Origin of the sequence: Brevundimonas sp., assembly GCF_013912005.1 — a bacterium.
In the GTDB taxonomy this organism is placed as follows: Bacteria; Pseudomonadota; Alphaproteobacteria; order Caulobacterales; family Caulobacteraceae; genus Brevundimonas.
This window is the reverse complement of sequence record NZ_JACESB010000022.1, coordinates 1-24,663: the sequence shown is the minus strand read 5'-3', so window position 1 is coordinate 24,663 and position 24,663 is coordinate 1. Positions and strand designations below refer to the sequence as shown.

Here is a 24,663-nt window from a genome sequence, read left to right as displayed (position 1 = left end):
CGGGCTCAGCCGGCCCGCGCCCCGCGCGCCGCGGACAGGCAATAGCCCATGGTCACGGCCATGCCGGCGATCACCGCGGCGCATCCGCCCCAAAGCGCGACGTCGAAGGGCGCGAACACCCACAGGCCAGCGTAGACGAGGCCGCTGATCGCCATCGACCAGCCCGCGACCCGGTTGACCCGCCGCGCCTGCGCCGCCGGGACAAACCGCTTCGGCATGCGGTTGCCGACCCAGGCCAGCATCAGGCCGATCCCGCCCATGACGATGCGATTGACCGCGTCGGCGTCGATCCAGCCGGCCTGCCGCGCCGCCGTCGCCGCGAGGGCTGCGCCGACCAGGGCTGCGGCCACGACCAGATTGGGGACCAGTTCCGATTTCAGCTCGCTCATGTCGTCGCCTCCTTGCCGGGCTCGCCCGGCGGTTCGCCCTCGGGGGCGGCCGCAGCCCCGCCGAAGGAGTGGACGAAGCCCAGCAGCGCCTCTTCGAGCACCGACAGCTTCAGATGGTAGATCACGCTCTTTCCGGCCTTCTCGGCGTGGATCAGGTCCGCCTCCCGGAGCACCGCGAAGTGGGCCGACATGGTCGGCTTCGACACCTCGAACCGCGCCGCGATCTCGCCCGCGCTCATCGGCCCCGCGCGCAGCAGCTGCAGCACACGGCGCCGGGTGGGATCGGAGAGGGCCTTGAAGACGGAGCTCATATGGAGACGTTTAGCTAAATATCGAAATAAGAGTCAAGGAAGGGGAGATTCTCCTGACGCCGCGACCCGATCGCGCCCCGGCCGGTGGACGGGGCGTGGCCGGCGAGCCGACTCCGGGCGGCGCGACCTCAGCCGCTCCGGTCGACTGCCCCCGCCAGCTTGCGAAGGCGCGGCGCGACCATCGGAATGGTCAGCATGGTGGAAGCCACCGCCATCAGCAGCAGGGCGGTGAAGGTCTCATTGGTGATGATCTTCTTGTCCAGCAGGATGTTGGCGAAGATGATCATGATCAGGGCCTTGGTCTGGAGCAGCCAGCCGATCAGGCCGGCCTCGCCCTTGCCCCACTTCAGGATGCGGCCGGCGATCCGGACGCCCAGCAGCTTCCCGCTGACAGAGGCGACGAGCAGCAGGCCCGCCGCGCCGAAGACCATCAGACCGCCGACGTCCCACTGGGTGCGCAGCCCGGTGGACAGGAAGAAGACCGGCATCACCGCGACCAGGATGTGGTGGCGGAACTGGTCCATCCGCTTCTGGTCGAACCAGTCGGCGTCCAGCACCGCGCCCGACAGGAAGGCGCCGACCATGAAGTGCAGCCCGGCCCAGTCCGCGGCGAGGCCGCATCCCGCCAGCCAGATCAGGGACACGTACCAGCGGTCGGGCTCGGGTATCCGTCGCATCAGCGCGCGCAAGGCGAAGGTCGCCGCCGCGAAGCCGACGAGGAAGCCGCCCTGGCGGCCGATCCGCTCCCAGTCCAGCAGGATGAGCGCCAGCACGCCCCAGATAGCGATGTCGTCGAGGGAGGCGTAGCGCAGCGTCCGCTGGCCGATCGGCAGCCGGAGAATCTCCAGCTTCTCCATCAGCAGGACCAGGATCGGCAGGGCGGTCACCGCGCAGGCCATGCCGATGCCCAGCACCACCTGCCAGGTCCGGCCTTCGGCGCCCGTCCAGCCGGGGCTGGTGGAGATCATCACCACGGCGGCGGCGGCGCCGAACAGCAGGGGGACGGCCATGGCCATGCCGGCGGCGACGCCGGTCTCGCCCCTGCGCGTCCAGGCCTGTCTCAGATCCAGTTCGATCCCCGCGATCCAGACGAAGATCATCACCGCCCACCAGGCGATGCCGTTCAGGGCGGCCACCACCTCGGGCGGGAAGACGAAGTCGTAGTATGCCGGAAAGGCCGCGCCCAGAACGCCGGGCCCGAGCAGGACCCCGCCGATGATCTGCACCACCACCAGCGGCGCCCAGTAGTCCGTCCTGAACAGACGCCAGACCAGGTAGGGCGCGCTGAAGATGATCAGCATCGCCAGCAGAAAGAGTTCCGTGGTCGTGATCGCGTCCGGCATCGGTTCCTTCCAGGCCCAGGCTGCGAATGTCCGTCGCCGTCGCTCGGCGATCATGTCGACGGTGATACGAGGCCCGACCCTCCAAATCATCAATTGTCGGCGGAGCAGGTTGCTGACGGCCGCCTGGCGCCGGGGGCGGCGACCGAAGGCGGACTCCCCGGTCCGGCGGGGGACGCGCCCGGCGCGTCAACCAGCCTCCGCGCGGGCAGCTGCGTCATCTTCAGGCGAACGAGAGCGGACGCCGGGGTCGTGCCGGACCTTCAGATTCGTCGCTGGCGCGGCTCGGCTTCCTGACCCGGGCGCGATGCGGGAATCGTCCGCCGCGGCTCCGCTGTTCTCGCGGAACCCCGGCCCCAGCGAGACTGAAGCTGCCGAGCGCTGCGCCGACCAATGATGCTTCGCCCGGTGACGCCATGGTTCTTCCCGACGGCCGGCGGCTCCAACTCAGGTGCGCCGGCGCAGGCGGCGGGCCGACGGTAGTCCTGGACAACAGGACCTGGTCTGGAGTCTTCAGTCTCGGCACAGGTTCAGCCGGAGCTCGCTGCGATCACCCGAACCTGCGCGTATGACGCGCCGGCTATGGCCTGAGCGACTCCGGACCGCGCCCTCACCTCGGAGGCATGGCGGGCGTCGCCTGGCGGCGCGTCATCGTCACGGCGCCGATATGCCCGCCGATGGGAAGGAAACGCACGCTCATGCGGATCGCGCCGCTGAACCCGTCGCGCGTCCGGTCCGTGAGGGTGAAGGTCATTCTGGCCGCGCCCGACCCTGTGGGCATGCCGATCACCAGTCTGCCGCGGTCTATCCGGCACGGCGCCGCGGCGCCGCGGAGGACACAGGCGATCCGGCCGCCCCCCTGACCTGTGATCGTCAGGGGCAGATCGCCGTCGTCGATCTCGATGTTGATCTCAAGTCCCTCTCGCTCGGCCGGAGTGATCATCAGGATCCAGGCGCCGACCACTTCCCGATCGTTGATCGGAGATGGGTCCCGGGCATGGGCCATGTCGCCGATCGCGACAGCCGCCGCCATCGCGCCCGCCACCGCCTGCAGCTTCGCCATGTGGACCTCCGGCCAGACACCTTGCGGTAGCATCAGGGCGCCGAAAGGGATTGGCACGTGAATTCTTGGAGATGTTCGGAGCTGCGCGCCGGGAGGGCGAAGCCACAGCGCTGCCTGGACTTCGGGAAGGCGAGCCGACCGTCGCAACGGGTCGGAAGCCGTCCCCTACCCGAACTCCACCAGCACGTCGTCCGCCGCCACCGGATCGCCCGCCTTCGCCGAGACCGCCTTCACCACGCCGTCGCGCTCGGCCTTGAGGATGTTCTGCATCTTCATCGCCTCGATGATGGCGACGGTCTCGCCGGCCTTGACCTCCTGGCCCGGCTCGACCGGGATGGCGACGACGAGGCCGGGCATGGGGGAGAGGACCAGCCTGGAGGTGTCGGCCGCCTGCTTCTCGGGGAGGCGGGCGTAGAGGGCGGCGATCGCCGGCGTAAGGACGCGGACGCGGGCCTTCGCCGCGCGGTGGCGGATGACGAAGCCGTCGGGGGCGCGGGCGACCTCGGCGGTGAAGGGATCGCCGTCGAGCACGGCGCGGAACTGGGCGAGGCCGGGACGCCAGTCGATGTCGGAGAGGCGGACGGGTTCCTCCTCCCCGGCGATCCCGAGCGTCAGCGCCTCGTCCTCGTCGTAGGACAGGCCGATCGGATAGGCCGCCCGGTCGACCAGCACGACCCAGTCGGTGCGGTCGGAGGGATCCCCGGCCTGCTCCGAGAGGATCTCGTGCATGGCCATGGCCGTGGCCGCCATCAGCCGGATCTGGCGGGCGTCCGGGGCGAGGCCGTGGAAGCCGTCGGGGAACTCGTCCTTGATGTAGGAGGTCGACAGGGCCCCCGAGCGGAAGCGCGGCTGGTCCATGACCGCGGCGAGGAAGGGGACGTTGTGGCCCAGCCCGGCGAGGTGGGTGTCCTCCAGCGCCCGGGCCATGCCCTCGACCGCCTCGGCGCGGGTCGGGGCCCAGGCGCACAGCTTGGCGATCATCGGGTCGTAGTACATCGAGATCTCATCGCCCTCGCGGACGCCGGAGTCGTTGCGCACGGTGTAGCCGTCGGGGTGGAGCCCTTCCTCGGGCTGTTCGTAGCGGACCAGCCGGCCGATGGAGGGGAGGAAGCCGCGGTACGGGTCCTCCGCGTAGATCCGGCTCTCGACGGCCCAGCCGTCGATCTTCAGGTCGTCCTGTTCGAAGGCCAGCTTCTCGCCCCAGGCGGAGCGGATCATCTGCTCGACCAGGTCGACGCCGGTGATCAGCTCGGTGACCGGATGCTCCACCTGAAGACGGGTGTTCATCTCGAGGAAGTAGAAGGACTTGTCCTGGCCGGCGACGAACTCGACCGTGCCGGCGGAGTCGTAGTTCACGGCGCGGGCGAGGGCGACGGCCTGGGCCCCCATGGCGGCGCGGGTCGCCTCGTCGAGCAGCGGGGAGGGGGCCTCCTCGATGACCTTCTGGTTGCGGCGCTGGATCGAGCATTCGCGCTCGAACAGGTGGACCACATTGCCGTGCTTGTCGCCCAGCACCTGGATCTCGATGTGGCGCGGGTCGATGATGAATTTCTCCAGGAAGACCCGGTCGTCGCCGAAGGCGTTGAGGGCCTCGGCCTTCACGGCGGCGAAGCCCTCGGCCATGTCGTCGTCGGAGTGGGCGACGCGGATGCCCTTGCCGCCGCCGCCGGCGGACGCCTTGATCATCACCGGATAGCCGATCTCGCGGGCGATGCGGACGGCCTCTTCGGTCGACTCGATCAGGCCCATGTGGCCCGGAACGGTGGAGACGCCGGCCTCGGCCGCGAAGCGCTTGGAGGTGATCTTGTCGCCCATGGCCTCGATGGCCTCGGGGTTCGGGCCGATGAAGGCGATGCCCTCGTCGCGCAGCCGGCGGGCGAAGCCGGCGTTCTCCGACAGGAAGCCGAAGCCGGGGTGAACCGCCTCGGCGCCGGTCCGGCGCACGGCTTCCACGATGCGGTCGGCGAGCAGGTAGGACTGGTTGGCCGGGGCCGGGCCGATGAGCACGGCCTCGTCGGCCATCTCCACGGCCAGCGAGCCGGCGTCGGCCTCGGAGTAGACCTGGACCGTGGCGATGCCCATCCGGCGGCAGGTCTTGATGATGCGGACGGCGATCTCGCCGCGGTTGGCGATCAGGATCTTCTTGAACATGCAGGCCCGGCTGTGAAGCGAACGTGATCGTCGCGTGAAGGCGAGCGCCCCGATTAGGCCGCGTTCGACGGCGAGTAAACCGGACGGGGGCGTTCGCCGGACCGGGTGCGGGGTTGGCAAGCCGTGCGCCAATGGGCTTTAAAGCCGCCACTCCCTGTTCGAGGCTTCCGGAGCTGACCGATGAATCGACTTCTCACCGCCGCGGCATCGGCCGCCCTTGTGCTGGCCGTCAGCGCTGGCGCCGCCTTCGCCCAGGACTTCCGCGCGTTCGCGCGTCAGGACCTGCAGACGATGCATGACGAACTGGCCGCCAACCACCCGGCCGCCGTGGTCGGCGGGGAGGCCAGCAACACCTTCCGCAGCTGGCTGGACGCCGGCCTGCAGGAGTCGATGGCGATGGCGCCGCGCGTCAACAGCGGCGACGCCCACTCCTACCTGCTGCGCTACTACGCCCGCGGTTTCCGCGACTCCAACATCGCGGCGACGCCGACCTTTGAAGGCATGGGCCCGTACTTCGGCACCAGCTGGCCGGGCTTCACCACCGGCTGGCGCGACGGCAAGTACGTGGTGACCTACGTCAAGCCGGGCGTGCGCGGCGCGCCGCGGGTCGGTTCGGAAGTGGTCGAGTGCAATCTGCGCCCGATCGAGGAGTTCGCCCGCGAGAAGCTGGACCGCTGGGAGGGCAATCTCGAAACCGAAGCGGGCCGGGTGACTTCCGCTCCCTACCTGCTGTGGAACCGCAACAACCCCTTCGCGGACGGCGTGCCTTCGCTGTGCAGCTTCCGGACGGGTCGCGGGCGGCCGCGCGAGATGGAGATCCGCCCCGTGCCGGTGGAGCCGGGCGACCTTGAGCGGGCCTACCGCGCCACCGTCTACATGCCGCCGGCCACGCCGCTGGCGCTGGAGATGGTCAACGGCCGGCCGTGGCTGCACGTGCACTCGTTCGCCGATGAGGCGGGCTGGCCGGCGTTCAACGCCCAGGTTGAGAGCCAGGTGGCGCAGATTCGCGGGCCGCAGGGCTTCGTGCTCGACCTTCGCGCCGCCGGCGGCTCCGGCCTGAACTCGTCCACGGCGCGCGGCTACGGCCTCGCCAACCGCATCTGGACCCCGGAGTTCACCGTCAGCCGCCAGCCGGCCGCCGGCGACATCACCTATCGCGCCAGCCAAGGCAACCGCGACTGGTACGCCGCCGCGCTCGCGCGAATGGAGGCCGACCCGCAGTTCGTGGCCGAGGCCACGCCTGTGATCGAGCAGACCCGCGAGATCGTGGCCGCCTTCGACGCCGCCATCGCCGCCGGTCAGCCGACCTTCACCCTCGCCGGCCGTCCGGCCGTGCCGGACACCGGCGCGCCGAACCCGGTGCAGGGGCCCGTGGTGGTGCTGGTCGACGCCGGCTGCTCGGGCGGCTGCCTCGACACCCTCGACCTGCTGTCCAAGCTGCCGAACGTGCGCATCGCGGGCACGACCACGGCGACGGACACCATCTTCGTCGAGCCGACCATCCTGCGGCTGCCGTCGAACTATGCGGACCTGAGCTACGGCCACAAGGCGTGGACCTCGCGCCCGCGTGGCAACAACCAGCCGTACGAGCCGACCGGCGCCCTGCGCTACGCCGGCGACCCGGCGGACGAGAACGCCGTGCGCACCTGGGTCAGCGGCCTGTTCGGCGGCTGAGCCGGAACACGGCCCCGGAGGCAAGGACGGGCGGGAGCGGCGACGCTCCCGCCCGTTCTGCATTCAGCGCCGGGGCGCGACCCGCCAGACGGTGTTCGACAGGTCATCCGCCACCAGCAGGATGCGGCGGTCGGGGTCGAACAGCACGCCCACCGGACGCCCCCGGGCGCGGCCGTCTCCGGTCAGGAAGCCGGTGACGAAGTCGACCGGCTCGCCGTTCGGCTGACCGCCCGCGAAGGGAATCCAGACGACCTTGTATCCGGCGAGGTCCTGACGGTTCCAGCTGCCGTGCTCGCCGACGAAGGCGCCCTCGGCGAAGCGGCCGCCGAAGCCGCCGTCGCGGGCGAAGCTGAGGCCCAGGGCGGCGACGTGCGAGCCCAGCGCGTAGTCGGGCTCCATCGCGCGCGCCACCAGCTCCGGTTTCTGCGGCCGGACGCGCGGATCGACGTTCTGGCCCCAGTAGCTGTACGGCCAGCCGTAGAAGGCGCCTTCCCGGACCGTGGTCAGGTAGTCGGGCGAGGCCTGCGGGCCGATCTCGTCGCGCTCGTTGACCACCGCCCACAGGGCGCCTGTCGAAGGTTCGATCGCAAGGGCGGTGGGGTTGCGGATGCCCCGGGCGACGGTGCGGCGGGCGCCGGTCGTGCGATCCACCGCCCAGACCACGGCCCGTTCCTCCTCCACAGCCATGCCGCGCTCGCCGACGTTCGAGTTCGAGCCGATGCCGACGTACAGGGTCTGCCCGTCCGCGCTGGCCGTGAGCGCCTTGGTCCAGTGGTGATTGATCTCGGACGGGAGACGGGTGACCCGCTGCGGCGGCGCCGTGATCCGGGTCTGCCCTTCCTGGTACGGGAAGCGGACCAGCTCGTCCTGGTTGGCCACGTAGACGTAGCCGTCGATGAAGGCGAGGCCGTAGGGCGCGTTCAGATTGTCGATGAAGACGGTGCGCACCTCGGGCCGTCCGTCATTGTTCGCATCCCGCAGCAGGGTGATGCGATCGCCGCTCTCGACCGGGGTCGTTCCCTTCTTCTTGATGATCCCCGCCAGCACGTCTTTCGGGCGCAGCGCAGGAGCGTTGCCGCCGCGGCCCTCGGCGACGAGGATGTCGCCGTTGGGCAGAACCAGCATCTGGCGGGGGATCTTCAGGTCCGTCGCAAGGGCGCTGACGGTGTAGCCGGCGGGAACGGTGGGAACCGCGTCGCCCCAGCCCACCGGCCTGGCGATGTGCATCGACGGGACGAGGGTCTCGCGGGCGTCCGGCAGTTCCGGCCGCGGGCCGGTCTGATCGAGATCGGAGCCGCTCCGGCCGCAGGCGGCCAGCGCGAGCAGGGCCGCGGCGCAGGTCATCAGGCGGGTCATTGGTCAACCTCCGGGTGAAGAAGGCCCGAGAAGGCCAGGGCGGCCGCGGCGATCGCCAGCAGGGCGCAGAGGATCGACAGGATGAGGCCGAAGGTCCCCACCGAGCTCCAGGCGTCCTGGCTGTGCTTGAAGGCGTCCACCAAGCCGAGCAGGCACATCGCCGCCAGCAGGCCCGCATAGATCGCGTGGATCGCGCGACCGGCCGTCCGGAAGGCCAGCGCCAGCTCCGCCAGGCTCCAGACCAGCACGAGCCCGCCGAACACCAGGCCGCCGGTGATCAGCCAGGCCGAGAAGTTGCTCCACTGGATCTGCGCCGTGCGGAGATAGGCGATGTCGGTGATCATCGCGGCGGGGAACAGGGCGGTGGGGAAGGCGAGAAGGATCCGGTGGAGCGCTGTTCCGGTCCTGCGTATGGCGGTCATGAGGGCGCCTCCTGAAGCTGTGCAGTCCTCGGGCAATCCATCACCATCCGTTTGGTTCACCCGCAGGGCGGCCGCCGGCGACTGGAACCCGCCGTCGGGGGCGCCTATCTGATCGGTATGACCGACACCCTTCGTTCCGCCTCCGGCTTCGACCTCACCCCCCCGGACGCCGGGGAGCGGGCGCGCCTCGAGGCCGACCTGTCGCCGGAAGAGAGGCGCGTGCTGCTGGCGCACGGCACCGAGGCGCCGTTCTGCGGCACCCTTCTCGGAGAGAAGCGGGCCGGCGTCTTCTGCTGTCGCGAATGCGGCCTGCCGCTGTTTCGCAGCCGGACCAAGTTCGAGAGCGGCACTGGCTGGCCCAGTTTCACCGAACCGGTGGACGAGGCGCACGTGAAGGCGGTGCGGGACGAGAGCTATGGGATGCTCCGCACCGAGACCCGCTGCGCGCGGTGCGACAGCCACCAGGGCCATGTGTTTCCGGACGGTCCGCCGCCCACAGGCCTTCGCTACTGCATCAATTCGGTCGCGCTCAGCTTCACGCCTGAGGGCGAGCCTCTGCCGGACCCGCTGGGACGCGGCGACGGAAGGGCCTGACCTTCGCCGCAATCGTGGCTAGGGTGGTGTCTGTACAGGAGTTCGGCGCATGCTCGTTTCCCTGCTGGCGTCGGCTGCGCTGATCGTCGGCGATCCCGACGCAGCGATCGCAACCGCTCCGGAGACGCCGGTCGCTCTCGACGTCGCCGCCGCGCCCGCCGCGCCTTCAGTCCAGGGCGCGGCCCAGGAGGGGGCGGTGCAGGGCCTCACCACCGACGAGCAGATCGACCGCTGGTTGGCGGCGCGCGAGCCGGCGTCGCCGCACTGGGTCGACGGCGCCCGCCCCGGAGACGACCGCGTTCCCCATGGAGAGATCAGCGTCGGCGTCGGAAGCGGCGGCTACCGTGACTATGGAGCCGCCGTCTCGTTGCCGATCGGCGAGACAGGCCGCCTGGAGCTGTCGTGGCGCCAGGTCGAGAACGGCTATCGCGGCTACGGCTACGAGTCCGGCTATGGCGATGGCTATGGCGCCGGCTGGGGCCACCCGCCCGAGCAGATCCCCGACTACCTGCGCCGGGGGCGTGGCCTGGGGCCTGCCGGGGAGCTCGAATGGCGCCTGGCACAGCCGGACGCGCCCGGGCAGTGGCCCCACGAAGCGGGGCCTCGCCCGCTGCCCTGAGTCCTCAGGCGCGGCCTGCCATCAGGTGGGCGTCGTTCGCCGGGCGCTCCAGCAGGCGGTTCACCGTCGCGGCGAAGGTGCTGAACGACAGGGGCTTGGCCAAGGTCTCGTCCGCCCCGAAGACCCGGGCCATGTTGAGCAGGTTGCCGACCCCGATGCTGCCGCCCGAGGAGATCGCGAGAATGCGCACCCCCGGGTGACGGCGGCGGATCTCGAGGATCGTCTCCAGCCCGTCCCGGTTCGGCATCAGCATGTCGAGGACGACCAGCTCCGCGTGGGTGGCGTCGAGCACCCGCAGCGCCTCGTCGCCGTCCCCTGCCTCGATGATGGCGTGCTGCTCCGCCCGCAGCAATTCAGCGGCGATGGTGCGGATCGTGGGGTCGTCGTCGACGACGAGAATGATGGCCATGGCGCCCTCTTCTGGCCATCCTGCATCGACGAGGTCGCCAAAGCGCAAACGGGATTGCTTAACGTCAGGCCGCAGCGGCGCCCGCCGGCGCGGGCAGGTCGGCGAAGGCGCCGGGGCGGGCGTAGACCCACCCCTGGATCAGGTGCACGCCGGCGGTGCGCAGGAAGCGCGCCTGTTCGGGCGTCTCGACGCCTTCACAGACCACCTGCATGCCGAGGGAGCGGCCGACGGCGATGACCGCATGGATGATCGCCGCGGACGCCGTGTCGTCGAGGCAGCGGCTGACGAAGCTGCGATCGATTTTCAGCGTCGAGAAGCGCAGTTCCCGCAGGGCGTGAAGGCTGGTGTAGCCCGATCCGAAGTCGTCGAGCGCCACCCCGACGCCCAGGGCGCCGAGCTTCTCGAGGGTCGGGCGGGCCTGATCGACGTGCAGGATGGCGGTCTCGGTGACCTCGATCTCCAGACGCCCGAGGGGGAAGTTCGCACGCCCCGCTGCGGCGCGCACCCGCTCTGCGAAGTCGGGGCGCTGGAACTCGCCGGCCGAGGCGTTCACCGAAACCACGAGGTCTTCCCGGCCGCCGGCGACCCGCATGGCGCGCTCCAGCACGAAGTCGGTCAGGGCCTCGATGCCGCCCGCCGCCTCGAGCTCCGGGATGAACTGGTCGGGCGGGCGCGCCTCGCCGGCGGCCGTCGTCCAGCGGACGAGCGCCTCCACCTTCCCTGAGAAGCCGCCGGTGCGGCCCATCATCGGCTGGAAGACGACGTCGAGCTCGCCGTCGGCGATGGCCCGGCGGAGAACGGCCGTCGGGTCGGCGGGCGCGGCGGCCGCCGAGGCGCCCATGGCGACCAGGGTGCGGTCGAGCAGGTCGCCGAGGCTCTGCACCGCGTCCGGCGGGCAGACGCCCTGACGGGCGGCCGTCTCCAGCGCCGAGGCGGCCTGCGACACGGCCCGGGCCCCCAGGCTCAGGCTCATGGACTTGAGGGCGTGGGCCCCGCGGGCCAGCGCCTCAAGGTCTCCATTGGCGGCGGCCGTCCGGCAGTCCGCCAGGCGCAGCGGCGCATTCTCGGCGTAGAGCCCCTCGACCCGGGCGACGAAGTCGGCGCGTCCGGCGGCGACCATCGCCTGGAGCTCGGACCGCGCGGCGGGATCGAACAGGTCGTCGAGGGCTTCGGGCGCCGGCGGCGGCGGCGTCGCCGGGAGGGGCGGGGGCCCCGCCACGGCCTTGTCGCCGCAGTGCTGCTGAAGCGTCCGCGACAGGTCCTGCAGGGTGAAGGGCTTGTGGATCACCCCGTCCATGCCGGCGCTCTTCCACGCCTCGGCGGCCGTTCCGACCACGTGGGCGGTCAGGGCGACGATGACGGCCCGCGCCCGTCCGTCGCGAACCTCTTCCTCGCGGATGCGCCGCGTCGCCTCGAAGCCGTCGAGCCGCGGCATCGATCCGTCCATGAGCACCAGGTCCCAGACCCCGCCCTGCAGCGCCTCCACCGCCTCGACGCCGTCCTCGGCGAAGTCGACGACGGCGCCGAGCCGCGCGAGGGCCTCGCCCGCCACCTCGCGATTGACCTCCGAATCGTCGACGACGAGGACGCGCACGCCGGGGAAGGAGAGGGCCTCGACGTCCGTGCGGGCGGCCGCCTCGTCGGGGCTCTGGCCGGCCTGGACGGCTGCGAGGGCGGCGATCAGCTCGGCCCGGCGGACCGGCGCCGCCAGGTCCCAGCCCCGCAGGCCCGCCCGGCTCCCGACGAAGGCGACGCGGAGACCGTCCGGTTCGACGCGAAGCGCCGCGCCGGACGCCGCTTCGGGGCGGGCGCGGGCGACGCCCAGCGCATCGAGATACAGGTCGAGGGCTTCCATGGCGCGCGATGGCGCGCCTTCGAGTGCGACGCTCCAGTCGGCGGCGAAGGCGGGGAGCGCGGGCGCCGCGCCGGCCGCGGGGAGGGGCACGACGAAGCCGAAGCTGGAGCCCACGCCTTCCTCGCTGTGCAGACGCCATTCCCCGCCCATGGCGCGGACCAGCCGGTCGCAGATGGCGAGGCCGAGACCGGTGCCGCCGTGCTTGCGGGTCGTGCTCTGGTCCTGCTGGGAGAAGGCCTCGAACAGGCCGGGCAGCTTGTCGGCGGGGATGCCGGGGCCGGTGTCGATCACCGAAACCTGCACGCCCTCCGCCGGCGCGGCCGCGGCCTCGATGCGGATCAGGACGCCGCCGGCCTCGGTGAATTTGATGGCGTTGTTGACCAGGTTGCTGATCACCTGCCGGAGACGGGTCGGGTCGCCGGCGACCGGCGGCAGGCGGGGGTCGACGTAGACGGCGAGGTCCAGACCCTTCTCGGCGGCCCGTTCCGCGAACAGGCTGGCCACGTCCTCGGCGACGTCGGCGAGGTCGAAGGCGATGCTCTCCAGCTCCATCTTGCCGGCCTCGACCTTGGAGAAGTCGAGGATGTCGTTGATGATGCCGATCAGGGACTTGCCGGACCTGGCGATCACGTCCGCGTGGCGGCGCTGCCGCTCCGGCAGGTCCGATTTCGCGAGGAGCTCGCTCAGCGCCAGAATGCCGTTCATCGGCGTCCGGATCTCGTGGCTCATCACCGCGAGGAAGTCGGACTTGGCGGCGTTGGCCGCCTCGGCCGCGGCCTTGGCCTCGGACAGCTCGGCCGTGCGTTCGGCGACCTGGCTCTCCAGCCCGGCGACGTGGTCGGCGATCCGCCGGTCGCGCTCCCGCAGCCCGCGAAGCATGTCGCGCAATCCGGAGACCAGATCCGCCACCTCGCCGTCGGCGGCGACCTCCGGATCGGCCGAATAGTCTCCGGAGTCCCGCACCGTATTGGTGAAGGCCGCCAGACGGACGATGGGGTCGCTGATCCGGCGCGCGAGGCGCAGGGCGATGAGCAGGCCGGCGAGGGTGGCGACGCCGGCGCCGAGAAGGGTGATCAGCACGGAGGCGAGGACGCGGCCGCGCAGGCCCGGGGTCTCGGCCAGCAGGGTGATGCGTCCGACCGCTTCCCCGTGGCTGATCACCGGCGCGGAGACCTCCATGGTGCCGGTGTTCAGCACCGACCAGACCGAGGCGGCGCCGCCGTCGGCGAGCCGGGTGTCCGATTGCAGCCGGACCCCGCCGCCGGTCTCGGCTACCAGCGCGCCGTCGGTCAGCTGGATGCGCCCGTAGGTCACGTCCGGCGTCTGGGCGATGGATCTCAGGGCGGCGAAGGCGCCGGCCCGGTCGCCCTCGCGCACGGCGTCGGAGGCGAGCGAGCCGATCACCTTGGCGGTCTGGGTCAGGCGCTGGGTTTCGAGGTCGGTCTGACGCCGGGCCTCGGTCCAGCCCATAAGCGTAGCCGTAACAACCGCAGTGGTGGTCAGGGCGGCAAGGACAAGCCCGACCAGTTTTCTTCTTATGGAACTGCGGTATTTGGCTGCTCTAACCTTGCCCAAGCGCTCGTCCCCGACTTCGGAATGCCAAAGCTATACCGTCCCTTAATGACTCGACGCTTAATGGTGGCGGCAAGTCGGGGGACTTGGGAGCATGGTGGAGCTCCGGGGAGGTCCCAATGAGTGGTTTTTTCTACGTCCTGGAGGACGAGGCGCGTCTGCTCTTCGTCGACGACGACCCGATCCTGCGCGAATTCGCGCAGGTGAACCTGTCGTCGCCGACCACGCGGGTGGACGTGGCCGCGGGCGGCGAGGAAGCGCTCCAGCGACTGGCCGAGCACGCGTACGATCTCGTCCTGCTCGACCTTGAGATGCCCGGCGTCGACGGCTTCGAGGTGCTGGCGCGCATGCGCGACCAGCCGGGGCTGCGTGACGCGCCGGTGATCGTGCAGACCGGTCGCGAGGACGTCGAGGCCATCGACCGCTGCTTCCATCTGGGCGCGACCTCCTTCGTGATGAAGCCGCTGAACTGGCGGCTGCTGAGCTACCAGATCCGTTACGTGCTCCGCACCGAACGGCGCTCGGCGGCGGATCTGTCAGCGCCGGAGTCCGTGAGAGCTGCATGATCGACGGTCTTCTCGGCGCCTCGCTTCGGTTCCTTGAACGCTTCCGGGCGGCGGAGCGCGGCACGATCGCGCTCAAATTCGCCTTCATCGGCCCCGCCGTCATTCTGCTGGGAGTCGGGGGGATCGACCTGATGGCGGTGCACGCCGCCAAGGGGCGGCTGCAGTCGATTGCGGACGCCGCGGCCCTGGCGGGCGCGCCGGCGCTGGCGCTGGCCACAGACGGCTCGGCGGCGCGCGAGCGGGCCGACGCCTTCGTCCGGGGGCAGATGGCCGAGTGGGGCGACGCGCCCGCCTACCAGGCGACCTACGAGGTTCTCGAGCGCGGCGGACAACGCGCGCTGCGGGTGCTGCTGCGCGGCAACCGCACCTCCTTCTTCGCCAACATGCTGCCCCCGGGCGGCTGGAACTTCGTCGGGGACGCCACCGCCTCCACCGCCGGCCTCGTGCCGCTGTGCGTGCTGGTCACCGGCGGAACCGGCAGCCAGAACCTCTATGTCAAGGACTCGAGCCGGATGAACGCCCCGGCCTGCCTCGTGCACTCGAACCGCGAGATCGAGGTGGAGGGCGCCGCCACGGTGACGGCCGCCTCGGTGCAGGCGGTCAGGACCGCGCGGGGTCCGATCAGCCCGGCCGCGAGCACAGGAGCGGCGCCGATCGACGACCCCTTCACCGATCTCGATCTCGACCGGCACGGGGGGCTGGGCGTCGCCTGCACCCCAAGCGAGCTGACGAAGAACGTGAAGGTCTCTTCGGGCACCCACTATGTCCCGCCCGGACGACACTGCGGCGGCATCGAGGTCTACGGCACGGGCCGCGTCATCCTCCAGCCGGGCGAGCACTTCTTCCTGAAGGGGGCGCTGGTCGTGAAGGAGGACGCCCGGCTGGAGGGGCAGGACGTGGTCCTGTTCTTCGACGAGGCCTCGAAGTTCGACTTCACCGACCGCGCGCTCGTCAACCTCGATGGCCGCAAGGAAGGCGCCTATGCGGGGATCGTGATGGGGGCGATGCGCAACAACCGGCAGGACTTCATCATCTCGGCGGACAATGTCGAGAGCCTGCTGGGCGTCATCTACGTGCCCTCGGCCCGTCTGATCGTCGAGGGCGACTCCGACGTCGCCCGGGACAGCGCCTGGACCGTCATCGTCGCCCACGAGGTGCAGCTGAAGGGTTCGCCCTCCCTGTTCATCAACGCCAACTACGACGCCAGCGACGTGCCGGTGCCGACCGGGGTGGGGCCGCGCGGCGGCGCCCGCCTGATCCAGTAAGGGGAGCGGCCGCCATGGCCATGGAAGCGGACAGCCTCGTCGGCCGCATCGAGGACAGCGAGCAGGCCCGGCCTCCGGAGCGTCGCGCCCGCGTCGAGCGCCGCGGGCGCGACCGGCGCAAGCCGGGCAACCGCGTCAACCGCGAGGCTCCCTGTCGGTCCCTGATGAAGACGCTGGGCGCCTACGGCGTCGGCCTGATGGCGGCGGTGCTCGCCCTCACCCTTCTCGCCAGCGAAATGACCGGCATCGGCGTGCCGGTCGTGGCCCTGGCCTTCGAGGCGGCGGCCATGGGCGCGGCGGTCCTGCTGCTGGCGCTCGGGTCGCTGGAGCAGCGGCTGATCGAGATCCGGCTGGAGCTGATGATGCTGAACGGCGGCCGCCGCCAGGGCGACCGGCGCGGGGGCGATCGTCGGGGCGGGAGCGCGGGAGAACCGCCCGCCGCCTGATCCGTTGGTCCGGTGCGGCGCCTGTCGCGCCGGCGGAGACGGACGATGAGCGACCACGACCGGGCCAACCAGGGCCATCAGGAACACGGCTCGGAAGGGCTGGGCCAGCGCCGCGTCGGCGAGCCGGGGCCGGGGCCGCGCCAGGAGCATCCCTTCCCGCCCTCCGCGGGCGGCCCGGGACCGGGCTCCGGCGACGACGCCGCCACCGATTCGGAGGATCAGTCGCCGGGACGGGGTCGTCCGGCCGGCGATCGTCCCGAAGCGCCCGAGGACGCTGCCTGAGAGGGCAGCGTCGCAGCGCTGACTTCCATTCGACTGGCCGCGCCGCTCCGCGGAGGACGACCCGGAAACGCGAACGGGGCCCGGCTTGTGACCGGGCCCCGTTGCTGTGGTGGTGCCGCCGGGCAGGATTGAACTGCCGACCTCAGCCTTACCAAGGATGCGCTCTACCACTGAGCTACGGCGGCGAAACCTGAGGAGCGGGCCCTATAGCCAACCGGGGACAACTGGGGAAGCCCCCAATTCGGAAGCTTGCGGAAAAGTTTGGCTGCGGGTCTGATCGCGCCATGGACAAGGCTCCGATCCCCGCACCCGAAACCGCGCCGGCCGTCGAGGCCCCCGCTCCGGCGGCTCCGCCCGCGAAGGCGAAGTCGGAAAAGGCGCTGCGGCTCGCCGCCGCCCTGCGCGACAACCTCCGCCGCCGCAAGGCGGCGAGCCGGCCGGCAAGACCGAGCAACTGAAAGTCATCGGCGGCCGCGGCCGCGGCCTTTCGCAGCCGCAGCGGTCCGCGCTAGATAGCCGATCCCCCGGCGGCCTCCGTCGCCGGACGCAAGAGACGACATGGACAGCATCGCCATCACCGGCGGCGCCACGCTGAACGGGACCATCCCGATCAGCGGCGCCAAGAATTCCGCCCTGAAGCTGATGGCGGCCTCCATCCTGACCGACCGGCCGCTGCGGCTGACGAACATGCCGCGCCTGGCCGACACCAAATTCCTCGGCCGGCTGCTGCGCGAACTGGGCGTCGAGGTGACCGAGAGCGGGGAAGGGGCCGGGCAGGAGACCCTGTTCCACGCCGCCGAAATCCGCTCGACCTTCGCGCCCTACGACCTGGTCCGGCAGATGCGGGCCTCGTTCAACGTGCTGGGGCCGCTGCTGGCGCGGACCGGGGAGGCGCGGGTGTCGCTGCCGGGCGGCTGCACCATCGGCGCCCGGCCGGTCGATCTGCACCTGCAGGCCCTGACGGCCATGGGCGCCGAGATCGAGCTGGACGAAGGCTATGTGAACGCCCGGGCCCCGAAGGGCCTCAGGGGCGCCGAGATCGAATTCCCGTTCGTTTCCGTCGGCGCCACCGAACACGCCCTGCTCGCCGCGGTGCTCGCCGACGGCGTGACGGTGCTGAAGCGGGCCGCGCGCGAGCCGGAGATCGGCGATCTCGCGCGGTGCCTGATCGCCATGGGGGCGCGGGTCGAGGGTGTGGACACCGACGAACTGGTCATCACCGGCGTCACCTCCCTGGGCGGGGCCGACTGGCCGGTGATCGCCGATCGCATCGAGATGGGCTCCTACGCGGTCGCCGCGGCCATGGCCGGCGGCGAGGTGCGGCTGACGCGTTCCCGCCCGGAGCTGATGCAGGCGCTGACGGAGAAGATGGTCGCGGCCGGCGTCGAGGTGGAGCCGACCTCCGACGGGGTGATCGTGCGGCGCGACCCGGCGGTGCGGCTGAAGGCCGTGAACGTCGCGACCGAGGTCTATCCAGGATTCGCCACCGATCTGCAGGCGCAGTTCATGGCGCTGATGACCCTGGCCGACGGCGAGAGCGTCATCCACGAGAACATCTTCGAGAACCGCTTCATGCACGCGCCGGAGCTCGGCCGTCTCGGTGCGGATATCCATGTGCACGCCGGCGAGGCGGTGGTCCGCGGCGTCGAGGCGCTGCACGGCGCGCCGGTGATGGCCACCGATCTGCGCGCCTCGGTCAGTCTGGTGATCGCCGGACTCGCCGCCCGGGGTGAGACCACCGTGCGGCGCGTGTATCATCTGGATCGCGGCTTCGAGCGTCTCGAGGAGAAGCTCGGCGCCTGCGGCGCGGAGATCCGGCGGATCAAGGGCGACGAGCATGAGCACTGAGGCGCAGGACGCGGGGGAGGCGAAGGCGGCCGTCGAGCCGCTGCGCCTGCTCGCCGAGGACGCCGATGACCTGCAGATCATTTCGGCGGCCCTGCAGGACGCCGTCCTGCGCCCGGTCGACATCGTCTGGGAGCCCGCCGCCCGCCGCGTCACCCTGGCGCTGAGCCGCTTCTGCTGGGAGTGCGGGGGCACGCGGGTGATGTCGGCGATGCAGTTCGGCGACGTGCTGGCGGTGAAGAGCCGGCGGCTGCCGCGGGGGCCGGAGCAGGCGCTGGAGCTGCTGGCGATCGACTTCGCCCCGGGCGAGCCGCCGGGCGGGGCGGTGATGCTGATGTTCGCCGGCGGCGGCGACCTGCGCATCGACGTCGAGTGCCTCGACGCGGTGCTGACCGACCTGTCCGACCGCTGGCCCGCCGGCGCGGCCCCGGTGCACCCGGTGGAGGAACCGGAGACCGGAGCGACGCCCTCGTGAACGAGCACCGACTGACGTCGATCGATCTGGATCCGGCCACCCTGCCGCCGGCCAGCGCCGAGATCGAACACGAGCGGCGGGTGGCGATCTTCGATCTGCTGGAGAAGAACAGCTTCGAGCCCGCCGGCGCCCCGGGCGGGCCCTACAGCCTCACGCTGTCGCTGCTGGACGGCCGCCTGGTGCTGGACGTGAAGGGCCCCGGCTTCTCGAGGGCGCACGGCCTGTCGCTGACCCCGCTGAACAAGGCGGTGAAGGACTACATCGACATCTGCGACAGCTATTACGAGGTCCTGCGCGGCGCCGACGCCGGAAAGATCGAGGCGATCGACATGGGCCGGCGCGGTCTGCACAACGACGGGGCCGAACTGCTGCAGTCCAGGCTTGAGGGCAAGATCGCCATCGATCGCGAGACCGCGCGACGGCTGTTCACCCTGCTGACGGCGCTCTACCGGCGGGGATAGGCCGTCCGGGGCCTGCGGCGGCTCGACTATCGTCGCGTTTTGAGGCATATGCCCGCACCTCCGACGTGCGCGGCCGCCCGGCGCGCGGCGGGTCGACGTGTCAATCGGGCGTGGGAGGCCGCATGGCCAAGGAAGAACTGCTCGAGTTTCCCGGCGTCGTCAGCGAACTGCTGCCGAACGCGACGTTCCGCGTGACGCTCGAGAACGACCACGAGATCATCGCCCACACCGCGGGCAAGATGCGCAAGAACCGCATCCGCGTGCTGGCCGGCGACAAGGTCCTGGTCGAGATGACGCCCTACGACCTGACCAAGGGCCGCATCACCTACCGCTTCAAGTAAGGGCAGGGCGTGTCCGCCCGTCCCGAACTGGTGCTGGCCTCGGCCAGTCCGCGCCGCGTGGAGTTGCTGGCGCTGGTCGGAATCGCTCCCGACCGAATCGAACCCGCCGACATCGACGAGACGCCGCTGAAGGGCGAGACGCCGCCGCGGCTGGCGGCGAGACTGGCCGTCGGCAAGGCGCAGGCGGTGGCCGCCGCCTCGCCGGATTCCGTCGTGCTGGCCGCCGACACCGTCGTCGCCGTCGGCCGACGCTTTCTTGAGAAGGCCGCCGACGAGGCCGAGGCGGAACGCTTCCTGCGTCTGCTGTCGGGGCGGAACCACCGCGTGTTCACCGGCGTCGCCGTCGCCTCGGCGGGCGCGGTCCGCCACCGCGTGGTCGACACGCGCGTGACCTTCAAGGTTCTTTCGGAGCCGGAGATCGCCGCCTACGTCGCGTCCGGCGAGTGGCGCGGCAAGGCCGGGGGCTATGGCATCCAGGGCCGCGCGGGAGCCTTCGTCACCCGGCTGGTGGGCAGCTGGCCGGCCGTGATGGGCCTGCCGCTGTACGAGACCGTGAATCTGCTCGGCGGCGCCGGCTGGCGCCCGTGACCGGCGAACGGCGCGTCTGGCTGGACGATTCGCCCGGCGAAATGCGGGGCGTCATCGCCGACGGCGCCGGGTTCCAGCAGGTCCTGACGCACTGCGAGGGCGAGCCGGAGCAACGGCGGCTGGAGGCCCGGTCCGTCGGGCGGGTGCAGCGGGTGGAGCCGAATCTGAAGGGCGCCTTCGTCGAACTGGTCGCGGGCGACGGCGGGGCCGCCTTCCTGCCGCTGAAGGGCGGACAGCGGGTGCATGTCGGCGAGAAGGTCGAGGTGGAGGTGGTCTCCGAGGCCCGCGAGCGGAAAGGCGTAACGCTGAAGCTGCTGGGTCCCGGAGAGGGGGAGCCGCGCCTGCTCGCGCGGGGGCCGACCGTCCCGGAATGGCTGGAGCGGCTCGCCCCGGGGGTGGAGCCGATCCGCGGCGCGCCGGCCATCGAGGCCGGCTGGGCGGCCATCGACGAAGCCGAAGGCCAGCCCTTCGCCGGCGACGACCTTGACGTCGCCGTCGAGCGCACCCGCGCCATGGTCGCCGTCGACTTCGACTACCGGCCGTCGCCGGGCCGCCGCGTCTCGCCCCATGACCGGCTTGAGGCCAACCGGCGCGGTCTGCGGCTCACGGCCCGGACCCTGCGGCTGCGCAGCCTCGGCGGCCTGGTCGCCGTCGACCTGATCGGCGTCGGGCACGACGGCGAGGCCCTGATGAAGACGGCGCGGGCGGCGTTCGGGCCGGACCCGGAGATCGCCTTCGGCCCGGTCAACCGCTTCGGCGTGATGATGATCTCCCTGCCGTGGCGGTTCACACCGCTGGCCGAGCGTCTGCGTCCCCCGGCGGGCGGACCCGAAGGCAGCCTTCAGGTCGCGGCGAGGGAGGCGACGCGGCGCCTGCGTCACGCGCTGCTGTCCGACACGGCCGCGCCCCACATGGTCGTGCGCGTTCCGACGGCCGTGGCGGAACGCGCGGCGCCGCTGGTGGCGCGACTGGGACCGCGCGCCCATGTTCGCGCCGATGACAGCCTGCAAGCAGGCGACGAAGTGCTGGAGACCGGCTGACATGGCCACCTGCCCGATCTGCCGCCGCAACCCGGCCGACGCCAAATACCGGCCCTTCTGTTCGAAACGGTGCGCCGACGTGGATCTGCAGCGTTGGTTCACCGGGGGTTATGCGGTGCCCGAGAGCGTGGATGAACGGTCCTCCGACGAGCGGGAAGAAGACTGATCTGACCGCTTGCCTCCCGGAAACGGCTCGCCTATAGACGCCGCTCCCGCGAGGCGACGGCTCGCCTGGGTAGCTCAGTTGGTAGAGCAGCGGATTGAAAATCCGCGTGTCGGTGGTTCGAATCCGCCCCCAGGCACCATCCGCTTTCCATGTGTCGGAAAGCGGCGTACGCCCATCATGAAATTGTCGCTTTCGGCCCGGAACGTGGGCATCGGGCGCGCGTGCTCTCCCCTCGGGGGAAAAGCGCCGCTGCGCACTTGACGCTCTGGTAAGCGTTCGTCAAAGGAGCTTGACCGCTTTCCTTTGCGAGCGGCCGGGGGAGGGCGGGAAACGGTTCCCGAACTTCGTCGACACCGCCCCGGCGGCCGTCAGGCAACCGGAAGCGTCAGGAGGCGTTCCGCAGATCGAAGTTCCGAGAACTTCGGCGATGCGGGCGACATTTCATCGGGGGTCGGCCGCAGCCGCGGCTGGTCTCCAGGGTTCCACGAGTCAGACCAAAGCAGGAACTGGCGACCTATGTTCGAAATCAAGAAGACCAATCTCCTCCTGGCCATGGCCGGCGCCGCCGTGCTGATGGCCGGTACGCCGGTCCTCGCGCAGGACGCCGCTGCGCCGGCCGATCCGGCCGCCGCGGCCGCGACGACCACCACGGCCGCTCCGGCCGCCCCGGCCGACGTCGCCGACGCCGGCGGCGAAGCTGCCGCTGAACCCGCCCGCGTGGGCGGTGAGCACGCCGGCGAACTCACCGTCGCGACCATGTTCATGGACGCGGACATCGTCGTTAAGGTCGTGATGATCGGCCTGGTGCTGGCTTCGGTCTTCTCCTGGACCCTGCTGCTCATCAAGCTGTTCGAGTTCGGCGCCCTGAACCGCAAGACCGACCAGTTCCTCGAGAGCTTCCGTGGCGCCCGCACCATCGCGGACATGCGCCGCGTGGCCATCTCGGACGAGTTCGAAGGCAACCCGCTGGCCGACATGGCCGCCGCGGCGACCGACGAAATCGAGCTGTCGCGTCAGGCCGGCCTGTCCGTGACCGGCGACCACCGCGACTCGGCCCTGTACCGCGCCCAGACCGCCGTGTCGGCGGTGCAGTCGGGTCTCGCCAAGCGCCTGTCGGGCGGCCAGCAGTTCCTGGCGTCCGTCGGTTCGACCGGTCCGTTCATCGGTCTGTTCGGCACCGTGTACGGCATCATGCGCTCGTTCATCGGCATCGCGAACACCAACACGACCAACCTGGCGGTCGTGGCCCCCGGCATCGCCGAGGCCCTGCTCGCCACCGGCATCGGTCTGTTCGCCGCTATCCCGGCGGTTATCTTCTATAACTACTTCAACACGCGGATCGCGGCCTACGGCACCCGTTCGGACGGCTTCAACGCCGAGCTGATGAACGCGATCTCGCGTAACCTCGACAAGGGGGCGTAACCCGGATGGCCGCCAAACTTTCAGGCGGCGGCGGCGGCAAGTACGCCATCGAGCAGAACTCGGAAATCAACGTCACGCCTTTCGTTGATATCATGCTGGTTCTGCTCATCATCTTCATGGTGGCGGCCCCGCTCGCCAGTGTGAACGTTGAGGTGAAACTGCCGCGTGCGGTCGCTGAGCCCGCCGAAAATCCGCCGGTGCCGATCTACGTGTCCATCCAGGACAACGGTCGGGCCTACATCGGCGACTTCCCGGTGGACATCGACGCGGTCGGGTCCGAGCTTTCGACCCAGATCGGCCGACGCAACCCGGCGGATGAGCGTATCTTCATCCGGGCCGACCAGCAGACTCGCTACGGCGACTTCATGCAGGTCATGAACTCGCTCCAGGACAACGGCTTCTATTCCGTGGCCCTGGTCGGCGAGGACAACTCGACGCAGTAGGACCGGGTGAAAGCATGACAGATATCGAATACCACCGGTCCCGATACGATCCGCCGAAGACCAAGGTGCCCATGGGCGTCGTGGTCGCCAGCCTGGTGGTCGTCTCCATCATCTTCGCGATCCTCGCCTTCTACTTCATGAAGGCGCGGTTCGAGATCCAGATGAAGGAGTACTCGGACGAGGCGGTCGACGTGGAGATCATCGAACCGATTCCGCCGCCGCCTCCGCCGCCGCCTCCGGTGACGCTGCCGATCGAGCCGACCAAGAAGGAGGATCGGGTCGAGTACACGGGTCCGCCCGTCATCGTCCCCGGCCCGCCGCCGCCGCCGGCTCCGCCGGCTCCGCCGCGGCCGTCGGTGATCACCCAGCCCAGCTGGTCCCGTCCGGTCCAGCCGGAATTCCCCGAACGCGCCCAGTCGCGCGGCATCGAGGAAGGGTCGGTTGAGGTGTCGTGCACCGTGCGTCCGGACGGCAGCTTGGCGAACTGTCAGATTCTCAACGAGAATCCGTCAGGCGCAGGCTTCGGCCAGGCCGTTCTTTCGGCCACCCGTCGCGCCCGCGTTTCCCCGCGGACCGTGGACGGGGCCGCCCAGGGCGCCACCGTGCGCTGGACGGTTCGCTTCCGGCTCGGCTGACGCCTTCCAAGGCAAAAGGAAACGCCCCGCAGGTCCGCCTGCGGGGCGTTTTCGTATGGCGGGAGCCATCGACGCCCTCCTCGCGTTCCATGGCGACGCTTTGATGGAGAAGACTGATGCGCCGCACCGCCCTTGTCGCCCTGCTCGCCGCCGGCGCGGGCCTGACCGCCTGCGCCTACAACGAGACCCTCGGCCGCAACCAGTTCCTGATCGTCGACGACAGCGCCCTGGTCCAGCAGGCCGACGCCGCCTGGACCGAGGCCCTGCGCACCCAGCGGATCTCGTCCGACGCCGCCGCCAACGCCCGCGTGCGGCAGGTCGGCGGCCGCATCGTGCAGGCGGCGGGTCTGACCGGCCGCAGCTGGGACTATGCGGTTTTCGTGAGCGAGAGCCCCAACGCCTTCGTCCTGCCGTCGGGCAAGATCGGGGTCACCACCGGACTGCTGTCGCTGGTCCGCAATGACGATCAGCTGGCGGCGGTGATCGGCCACGAGGTCGGCCACGTCGTCGCCCAGCATGCGGCGGAGCGCTACTCGCAGAACGCCGCCGCCAGCCTCGGTCTGGGCGTGATCCAGGGCGCCGCGGGCGACTACGCCCGGGCCGCGGGCGCCATCGGCGGGCTGGGGGCGCAACTGGGGGTCCTTCTGCCGTTCTCGCGCACCCATGAGCTGGAGGCCGACCGCCTCGGCGTCGACTACCTGCAGCGGGCCGGCTACCGCCCCTCGGAGGCCATCGCCCTGTGGCGGCTGATGGCGCAGCAGCGCCAGGGCGGAACGCCGGAGTTCGCCTCGACCCACCCGTCCGACGCCAGCCGCATCGCGGCGCTGCAGCAGTACATCGAGAGCCGGGGGTGGGCGTAGGGGAGGGATCAGGGCGTAGGGGTTAGGGAATAGGATGAGGCGGCGAGCGGCTGTCGCTCACGGCGGCTTGGCC

28 protein-coding genes and 2 tRNA genes are annotated in these 24,663 nt (G+C 70.8%); 20 read left to right on the top strand and 10 right to left on the bottom strand.

Annotated elements, in window-relative coordinates; translation table 11 throughout:
- Positions 1-5: 5 nt before the first annotated feature.
- From H2038_RS12490 to H2038_RS12470, 5 genes are all read right to left on the bottom strand, one after another.
- Positions 6-389, bottom strand: coding sequence for an ammonium transporter (locus tag H2038_RS12490; RefSeq protein WP_292113759.1), 384 nt, complete (start codon positions 387-389; stop codon positions 6-8).
- Positions 386-700, bottom strand: a complete 315-nt coding sequence (locus H2038_RS12485) for an autorepressor SdpR family transcription factor (protein ID WP_292113755.1) — start codon at positions 698-700, stop codon at positions 386-388. The genes H2038_RS12490 and H2038_RS12485 overlap by 4 nt, the downstream gene beginning before the upstream one ends.
- Before the next feature lie 128 nt (positions 701-828).
- A complete protein-coding gene (locus H2038_RS12480; protein ID WP_292113752.1) occupies positions 829-2,043 on the bottom strand; it encodes a cation:proton antiporter in 1,215 nt (404 codons plus the stop codon).
- 607 nt (positions 2,044-2,650) lie between these two features.
- On the bottom strand, positions 2,651-3,103 hold the full coding sequence (locus H2038_RS12475; protein WP_292113750.1) for a hypothetical protein: 453 nt from the start codon (positions 3,101-3,103) through the stop codon (positions 2,651-2,653).
- A gap of 165 nt (positions 3,104-3,268) precedes the next feature.
- Positions 3,269-5,254, bottom strand: a complete 1,986-nt coding sequence (locus tag H2038_RS12470; RefSeq protein WP_292113747.1) for an acetyl/propionyl/methylcrotonyl-CoA carboxylase subunit alpha — start codon at positions 5,252-5,254, stop codon at positions 3,269-3,271.
- Positions 5,255-5,434: 180 nt separating this feature from the next.
- Here H2038_RS12470 and H2038_RS12465 point away from each other — a divergent pair, with 180 nt between their 5' ends.
- The gene (locus H2038_RS12465; protein WP_292113744.1) at positions 5,435-6,928 is read left to right on the top strand and encodes a hypothetical protein; all 1,494 of its coding nucleotides are present in this window, start codon (positions 5,435-5,437) and stop codon (positions 6,926-6,928) included.
- A gap of 63 nt (positions 6,929-6,991) precedes the next feature.
- On the opposite strand, the gene H2038_RS12460 is transcribed toward H2038_RS12465, so the two are convergent.
- Positions 6,992-8,284 (bottom strand): sorbosone dehydrogenase family protein, encoded by a 1,293-nt coding sequence (locus tag H2038_RS12460; protein WP_292113743.1) that lies wholly within the window; start codon positions 8,282-8,284, stop codon positions 6,992-6,994.
- Positions 8,281-8,706: a DUF2231 domain-containing protein gene (locus H2038_RS12455; RefSeq protein WP_292113741.1), complete on the bottom strand. Its 426-nt coding sequence runs from the start codon at positions 8,704-8,706 to the stop codon at positions 8,281-8,283. Before H2038_RS12455 ends, H2038_RS12460 begins: the two co-directional genes overlap by 4 nt.
- A gap of 117 nt (positions 8,707-8,823) precedes the next feature.
- Here H2038_RS12455 and msrB point away from each other — a divergent pair, with 117 nt between their 5' ends.
- A complete protein-coding gene (msrB, locus tag H2038_RS12450) occupies positions 8,824-9,300 on the top strand; it encodes a peptide-methionine (R)-S-oxide reductase MsrB (protein WP_292113738.1) in 477 nt (158 codons plus the stop codon).
- 49 nt (positions 9,301-9,349) lie between these two features.
- Positions 9,350-9,919: a hypothetical protein gene (locus H2038_RS12445; RefSeq protein ID WP_292113735.1), complete on the top strand. Its 570-nt coding sequence runs from the start codon at positions 9,350-9,352 to the stop codon at positions 9,917-9,919.
- A 4-nt stretch (positions 9,920-9,923) separates the two neighbouring features.
- On the opposite strand, the gene H2038_RS12440 is transcribed toward H2038_RS12445, so the two are convergent.
- Positions 9,924-10,328 (bottom strand): response regulator, encoded by a 405-nt coding sequence (locus tag H2038_RS12440; RefSeq protein ID WP_292113731.1) that lies wholly within the window; start codon positions 10,326-10,328, stop codon positions 9,924-9,926.
- A 64-nt stretch (positions 10,329-10,392) separates the two neighbouring features.
- A complete protein-coding gene (locus H2038_RS12435) occupies positions 10,393-13,653 on the bottom strand; it encodes an EAL domain-containing protein (protein WP_292113728.1) in 3,261 nt (1,086 codons plus the stop codon).
- Positions 13,654-13,874: 221 nt separating this feature from the next.
- Between H2038_RS12435 and H2038_RS12430 the strand changes: the two genes are divergently transcribed.
- Genes H2038_RS12430 through H2038_RS12415 form a run of 4 tightly spaced genes read left to right on the top strand, consistent with a single transcriptional unit; the run spans position 13,875 to position 16,314 of the window.
- Positions 13,875-14,321: a PleD family two-component system response regulator gene (locus H2038_RS12430; RefSeq protein ID WP_292113725.1), complete on the top strand. Its 447-nt coding sequence runs from the start codon at positions 13,875-13,877 to the stop codon at positions 14,319-14,321.
- Complete coding sequence (locus tag H2038_RS12425; protein ID WP_292113722.1) at positions 14,318-15,586, top strand: pilus assembly protein TadG-related protein; 1,269 nt, start codon at positions 14,318-14,320, stop codon at positions 15,584-15,586. Before H2038_RS12430 ends, H2038_RS12425 begins: the two co-directional genes overlap by 4 nt.
- Positions 15,587-15,600: 14 nt before the next feature.
- Positions 15,601-16,032, top strand: coding sequence for a hypothetical protein (locus tag H2038_RS12420; protein WP_292113719.1), 432 nt, complete (start codon positions 15,601-15,603; stop codon positions 16,030-16,032).
- 45 nt (positions 16,033-16,077) lie between these two features.
- Positions 16,078-16,314: a hypothetical protein gene (locus H2038_RS12415; protein ID WP_292113716.1), complete on the top strand. Its 237-nt coding sequence runs from the start codon at positions 16,078-16,080 to the stop codon at positions 16,312-16,314.
- Positions 16,315-16,424: 110 nt separating this feature from the next.
- On the opposite strand, the gene H2038_RS12410 is transcribed toward H2038_RS12415, so the two are convergent.
- Positions 16,425-16,499 (bottom strand) — tRNA-Thr (locus tag H2038_RS12410).
- A gap of 99 nt (positions 16,500-16,598) precedes the next feature.
- Between H2038_RS12410 and H2038_RS12405 the strand changes: the two genes are divergently transcribed.
- The 13 genes from H2038_RS12405 (at position 16,599) to H2038_RS12345 (ending at position 24,590) form a co-directional block, all read left to right on the top strand.
- A complete protein-coding gene (locus H2038_RS12405; protein ID WP_292113714.1) occupies positions 16,599-16,772 on the top strand; it encodes a hypothetical protein in 174 nt (57 codons plus the stop codon).
- A gap of 100 nt (positions 16,773-16,872) precedes the next feature.
- Positions 16,873-18,162, top strand: a complete 1,290-nt coding sequence (gene murA / locus H2038_RS12400; protein WP_292113709.1) for a UDP-N-acetylglucosamine 1-carboxyvinyltransferase — start codon at positions 16,873-16,875, stop codon at positions 18,160-18,162.
- Positions 18,152-18,634 carry a DUF2948 family protein gene (locus H2038_RS12395; protein ID WP_292113707.1) on the top strand — a complete coding sequence of 161 codons (483 nt, stop codon included), beginning with the start codon at positions 18,152-18,154 and terminating at the stop codon, positions 18,632-18,634. Before murA ends, H2038_RS12395 begins: the two co-directional genes overlap by 11 nt.
- Entirely contained in the window at positions 18,631-19,095 is a 465-nt protein-coding gene (locus H2038_RS12390) for a UPF0262 family protein (protein ID WP_292113704.1), read from the top strand. The genes H2038_RS12395 and H2038_RS12390 overlap by 4 nt, the downstream gene beginning before the upstream one ends.
- A 122-nt stretch (positions 19,096-19,217) precedes the next feature.
- Positions 19,218-19,436 (top strand): translation initiation factor IF-1, encoded by a 219-nt coding sequence (gene infA / locus H2038_RS12385; protein ID WP_003164348.1) that lies wholly within the window; start codon positions 19,218-19,220, stop codon positions 19,434-19,436.
- A gap of 9 nt (positions 19,437-19,445) precedes the next feature.
- Positions 19,446-20,024 (top strand): Maf family nucleotide pyrophosphatase, encoded by a 579-nt coding sequence (locus H2038_RS12380; protein WP_292113701.1) that lies wholly within the window; start codon positions 19,446-19,448, stop codon positions 20,022-20,024.
- Positions 20,021-21,064 (top strand): ribonuclease E/G, encoded by a 1,044-nt coding sequence (locus tag H2038_RS12375; protein WP_292113697.1) that lies wholly within the window; start codon positions 20,021-20,023, stop codon positions 21,062-21,064. The genes H2038_RS12380 and H2038_RS12375 overlap by 4 nt, the downstream gene beginning before the upstream one ends.
- A gap of 1 nt (position 21,065) precedes the next feature.
- Positions 21,066-21,230, top strand: a complete 165-nt coding sequence (yacG, locus tag H2038_RS12370) for a DNA gyrase inhibitor YacG (protein ID WP_292113664.1) — start codon at positions 21,066-21,068, stop codon at positions 21,228-21,230.
- 63 nt (positions 21,231-21,293) lie between these two features.
- Positions 21,294-21,369: transfer RNA gene (locus tag H2038_RS12365), tRNA-Phe, on the top strand.
- Between the two features lie 377 nt (positions 21,370-21,746).
- Positions 21,747-22,652, top strand: a complete 906-nt coding sequence (locus H2038_RS12360) for a MotA/TolQ/ExbB proton channel family protein (RefSeq protein ID WP_292113661.1) — start codon at positions 21,747-21,749, stop codon at positions 22,650-22,652.
- Between the two features lie 5 nt (positions 22,653-22,657).
- The gene (locus tag H2038_RS12355) at positions 22,658-23,095 is read left to right on the top strand and encodes a biopolymer transporter ExbD (RefSeq protein WP_292113659.1); all 438 of its coding nucleotides are present in this window, start codon (positions 22,658-22,660) and stop codon (positions 23,093-23,095) included.
- A 14-nt stretch (positions 23,096-23,109) separates the two neighbouring features.
- Positions 23,110-23,730 carry an energy transducer TonB gene (locus tag H2038_RS12350; RefSeq protein WP_292113656.1) on the top strand — a complete coding sequence of 207 codons (621 nt, stop codon included), beginning with the start codon at positions 23,110-23,112 and terminating at the stop codon, positions 23,728-23,730.
- Positions 23,731-23,846: 116 nt separating this feature from the next.
- On the top strand, positions 23,847-24,590 hold the full coding sequence (locus H2038_RS12345; protein WP_292113653.1) for a M48 family metallopeptidase: 744 nt from the start codon (positions 23,847-23,849) through the stop codon (positions 24,588-24,590).
- Positions 24,591-24,663 lie beyond the last annotated feature (73 nt).

Bases quoted from the DNA above. Each gene is read 5' to 3' on its own strand.
- H2038_RS12490 (WP_292113759.1), bottom strand. From the start codon at position 389: ATGAGCGAGCTGAAATCGGAACTGGTCCCCAATCTGGTCGTGGCCGCA.
- H2038_RS12485 (WP_292113755.1), bottom strand. From the start codon at position 700: ATGAGCTCCGTCTTCAAGGCCCTCTCCGATCCCACCCGGCGCCGTGTG.
- H2038_RS12480 (WP_292113752.1), bottom strand. From the start codon at position 2,043: ATGCCGGACGCGATCACGACCACGGAACTCTTTCTGCTGGCGATGCTG.
- H2038_RS12475 (WP_292113750.1), bottom strand. From the start codon at position 3,103: ATGGCGAAGCTGCAGGCGGTGGCGGGCGCGATGGCGGCGGCTGTCGCG.
- H2038_RS12470 (WP_292113747.1), bottom strand. From the start codon at position 5,254: ATGTTCAAGAAGATCCTGATCGCCAACCGCGGCGAGATCGCCGTCCGC.
- H2038_RS12465 (WP_292113744.1), top strand. From the start codon at position 5,435: ATGAATCGACTTCTCACCGCCGCGGCATCGGCCGCCCTTGTGCTGGCC.
- H2038_RS12460 (WP_292113743.1), bottom strand. From the start codon at position 8,284: ATGACCCGCCTGATGACCTGCGCCGCGGCCCTGCTCGCGCTGGCCGCC.
- H2038_RS12455 (WP_292113741.1), bottom strand. From the start codon at position 8,706: ATGACCGCCATACGCAGGACCGGAACAGCGCTCCACCGGATCCTTCTC.
- msrB (WP_292113738.1), top strand. From the start codon at position 8,824: ATGACCGACACCCTTCGTTCCGCCTCCGGCTTCGACCTCACCCCCCCG.
- H2038_RS12445 (WP_292113735.1), top strand. From the start codon at position 9,350: ATGCTCGTTTCCCTGCTGGCGTCGGCTGCGCTGATCGTCGGCGATCCC.
- H2038_RS12440 (WP_292113731.1), bottom strand. From the start codon at position 10,328: ATGGCCATCATTCTCGTCGTCGACGACGACCCCACGATCCGCACCATC.
- H2038_RS12435 (WP_292113728.1), bottom strand. From the start codon at position 13,653: ATGGGCTGGACCGAGGCCCGGCGTCAGACCGACCTCGAAACCCAGCGC.
- H2038_RS12430 (WP_292113725.1), top strand. From the start codon at position 13,875: ATGAGTGGTTTTTTCTACGTCCTGGAGGACGAGGCGCGTCTGCTCTTC.
- H2038_RS12425 (WP_292113722.1), top strand. From the start codon at position 14,318: ATGATCGACGGTCTTCTCGGCGCCTCGCTTCGGTTCCTTGAACGCTTC.
- H2038_RS12420 (WP_292113719.1), top strand. From the start codon at position 15,601: ATGGCCATGGAAGCGGACAGCCTCGTCGGCCGCATCGAGGACAGCGAG.
- H2038_RS12415 (WP_292113716.1), top strand. From the start codon at position 16,078: ATGAGCGACCACGACCGGGCCAACCAGGGCCATCAGGAACACGGCTCG.
- H2038_RS12405 (WP_292113714.1), top strand. From the start codon at position 16,599: ATGGACAAGGCTCCGATCCCCGCACCCGAAACCGCGCCGGCCGTCGAG.
- murA (WP_292113709.1), top strand. From the start codon at position 16,873: ATGGACAGCATCGCCATCACCGGCGGCGCCACGCTGAACGGGACCATC.
- H2038_RS12395 (WP_292113707.1), top strand. From the start codon at position 18,152: ATGAGCACTGAGGCGCAGGACGCGGGGGAGGCGAAGGCGGCCGTCGAG.
- infA (WP_003164348.1), top strand. From the start codon at position 19,218: ATGGCCAAGGAAGAACTGCTCGAGTTTCCCGGCGTCGTCAGCGAACTG.
- yacG (WP_292113664.1), top strand. From the start codon at position 21,066: ATGGCCACCTGCCCGATCTGCCGCCGCAACCCGGCCGACGCCAAATAC.
- H2038_RS12360 (WP_292113661.1), top strand. From the start codon at position 21,747: ATGTTCGAAATCAAGAAGACCAATCTCCTCCTGGCCATGGCCGGCGCC.
- H2038_RS12355 (WP_292113659.1), top strand. From the start codon at position 22,658: ATGGCCGCCAAACTTTCAGGCGGCGGCGGCGGCAAGTACGCCATCGAG.
- H2038_RS12350 (WP_292113656.1), top strand. From the start codon at position 23,110: ATGACAGATATCGAATACCACCGGTCCCGATACGATCCGCCGAAGACC.
- H2038_RS12345 (WP_292113653.1), top strand. From the start codon at position 23,847: ATGCGCCGCACCGCCCTTGTCGCCCTGCTCGCCGCCGGCGCGGGCCTG.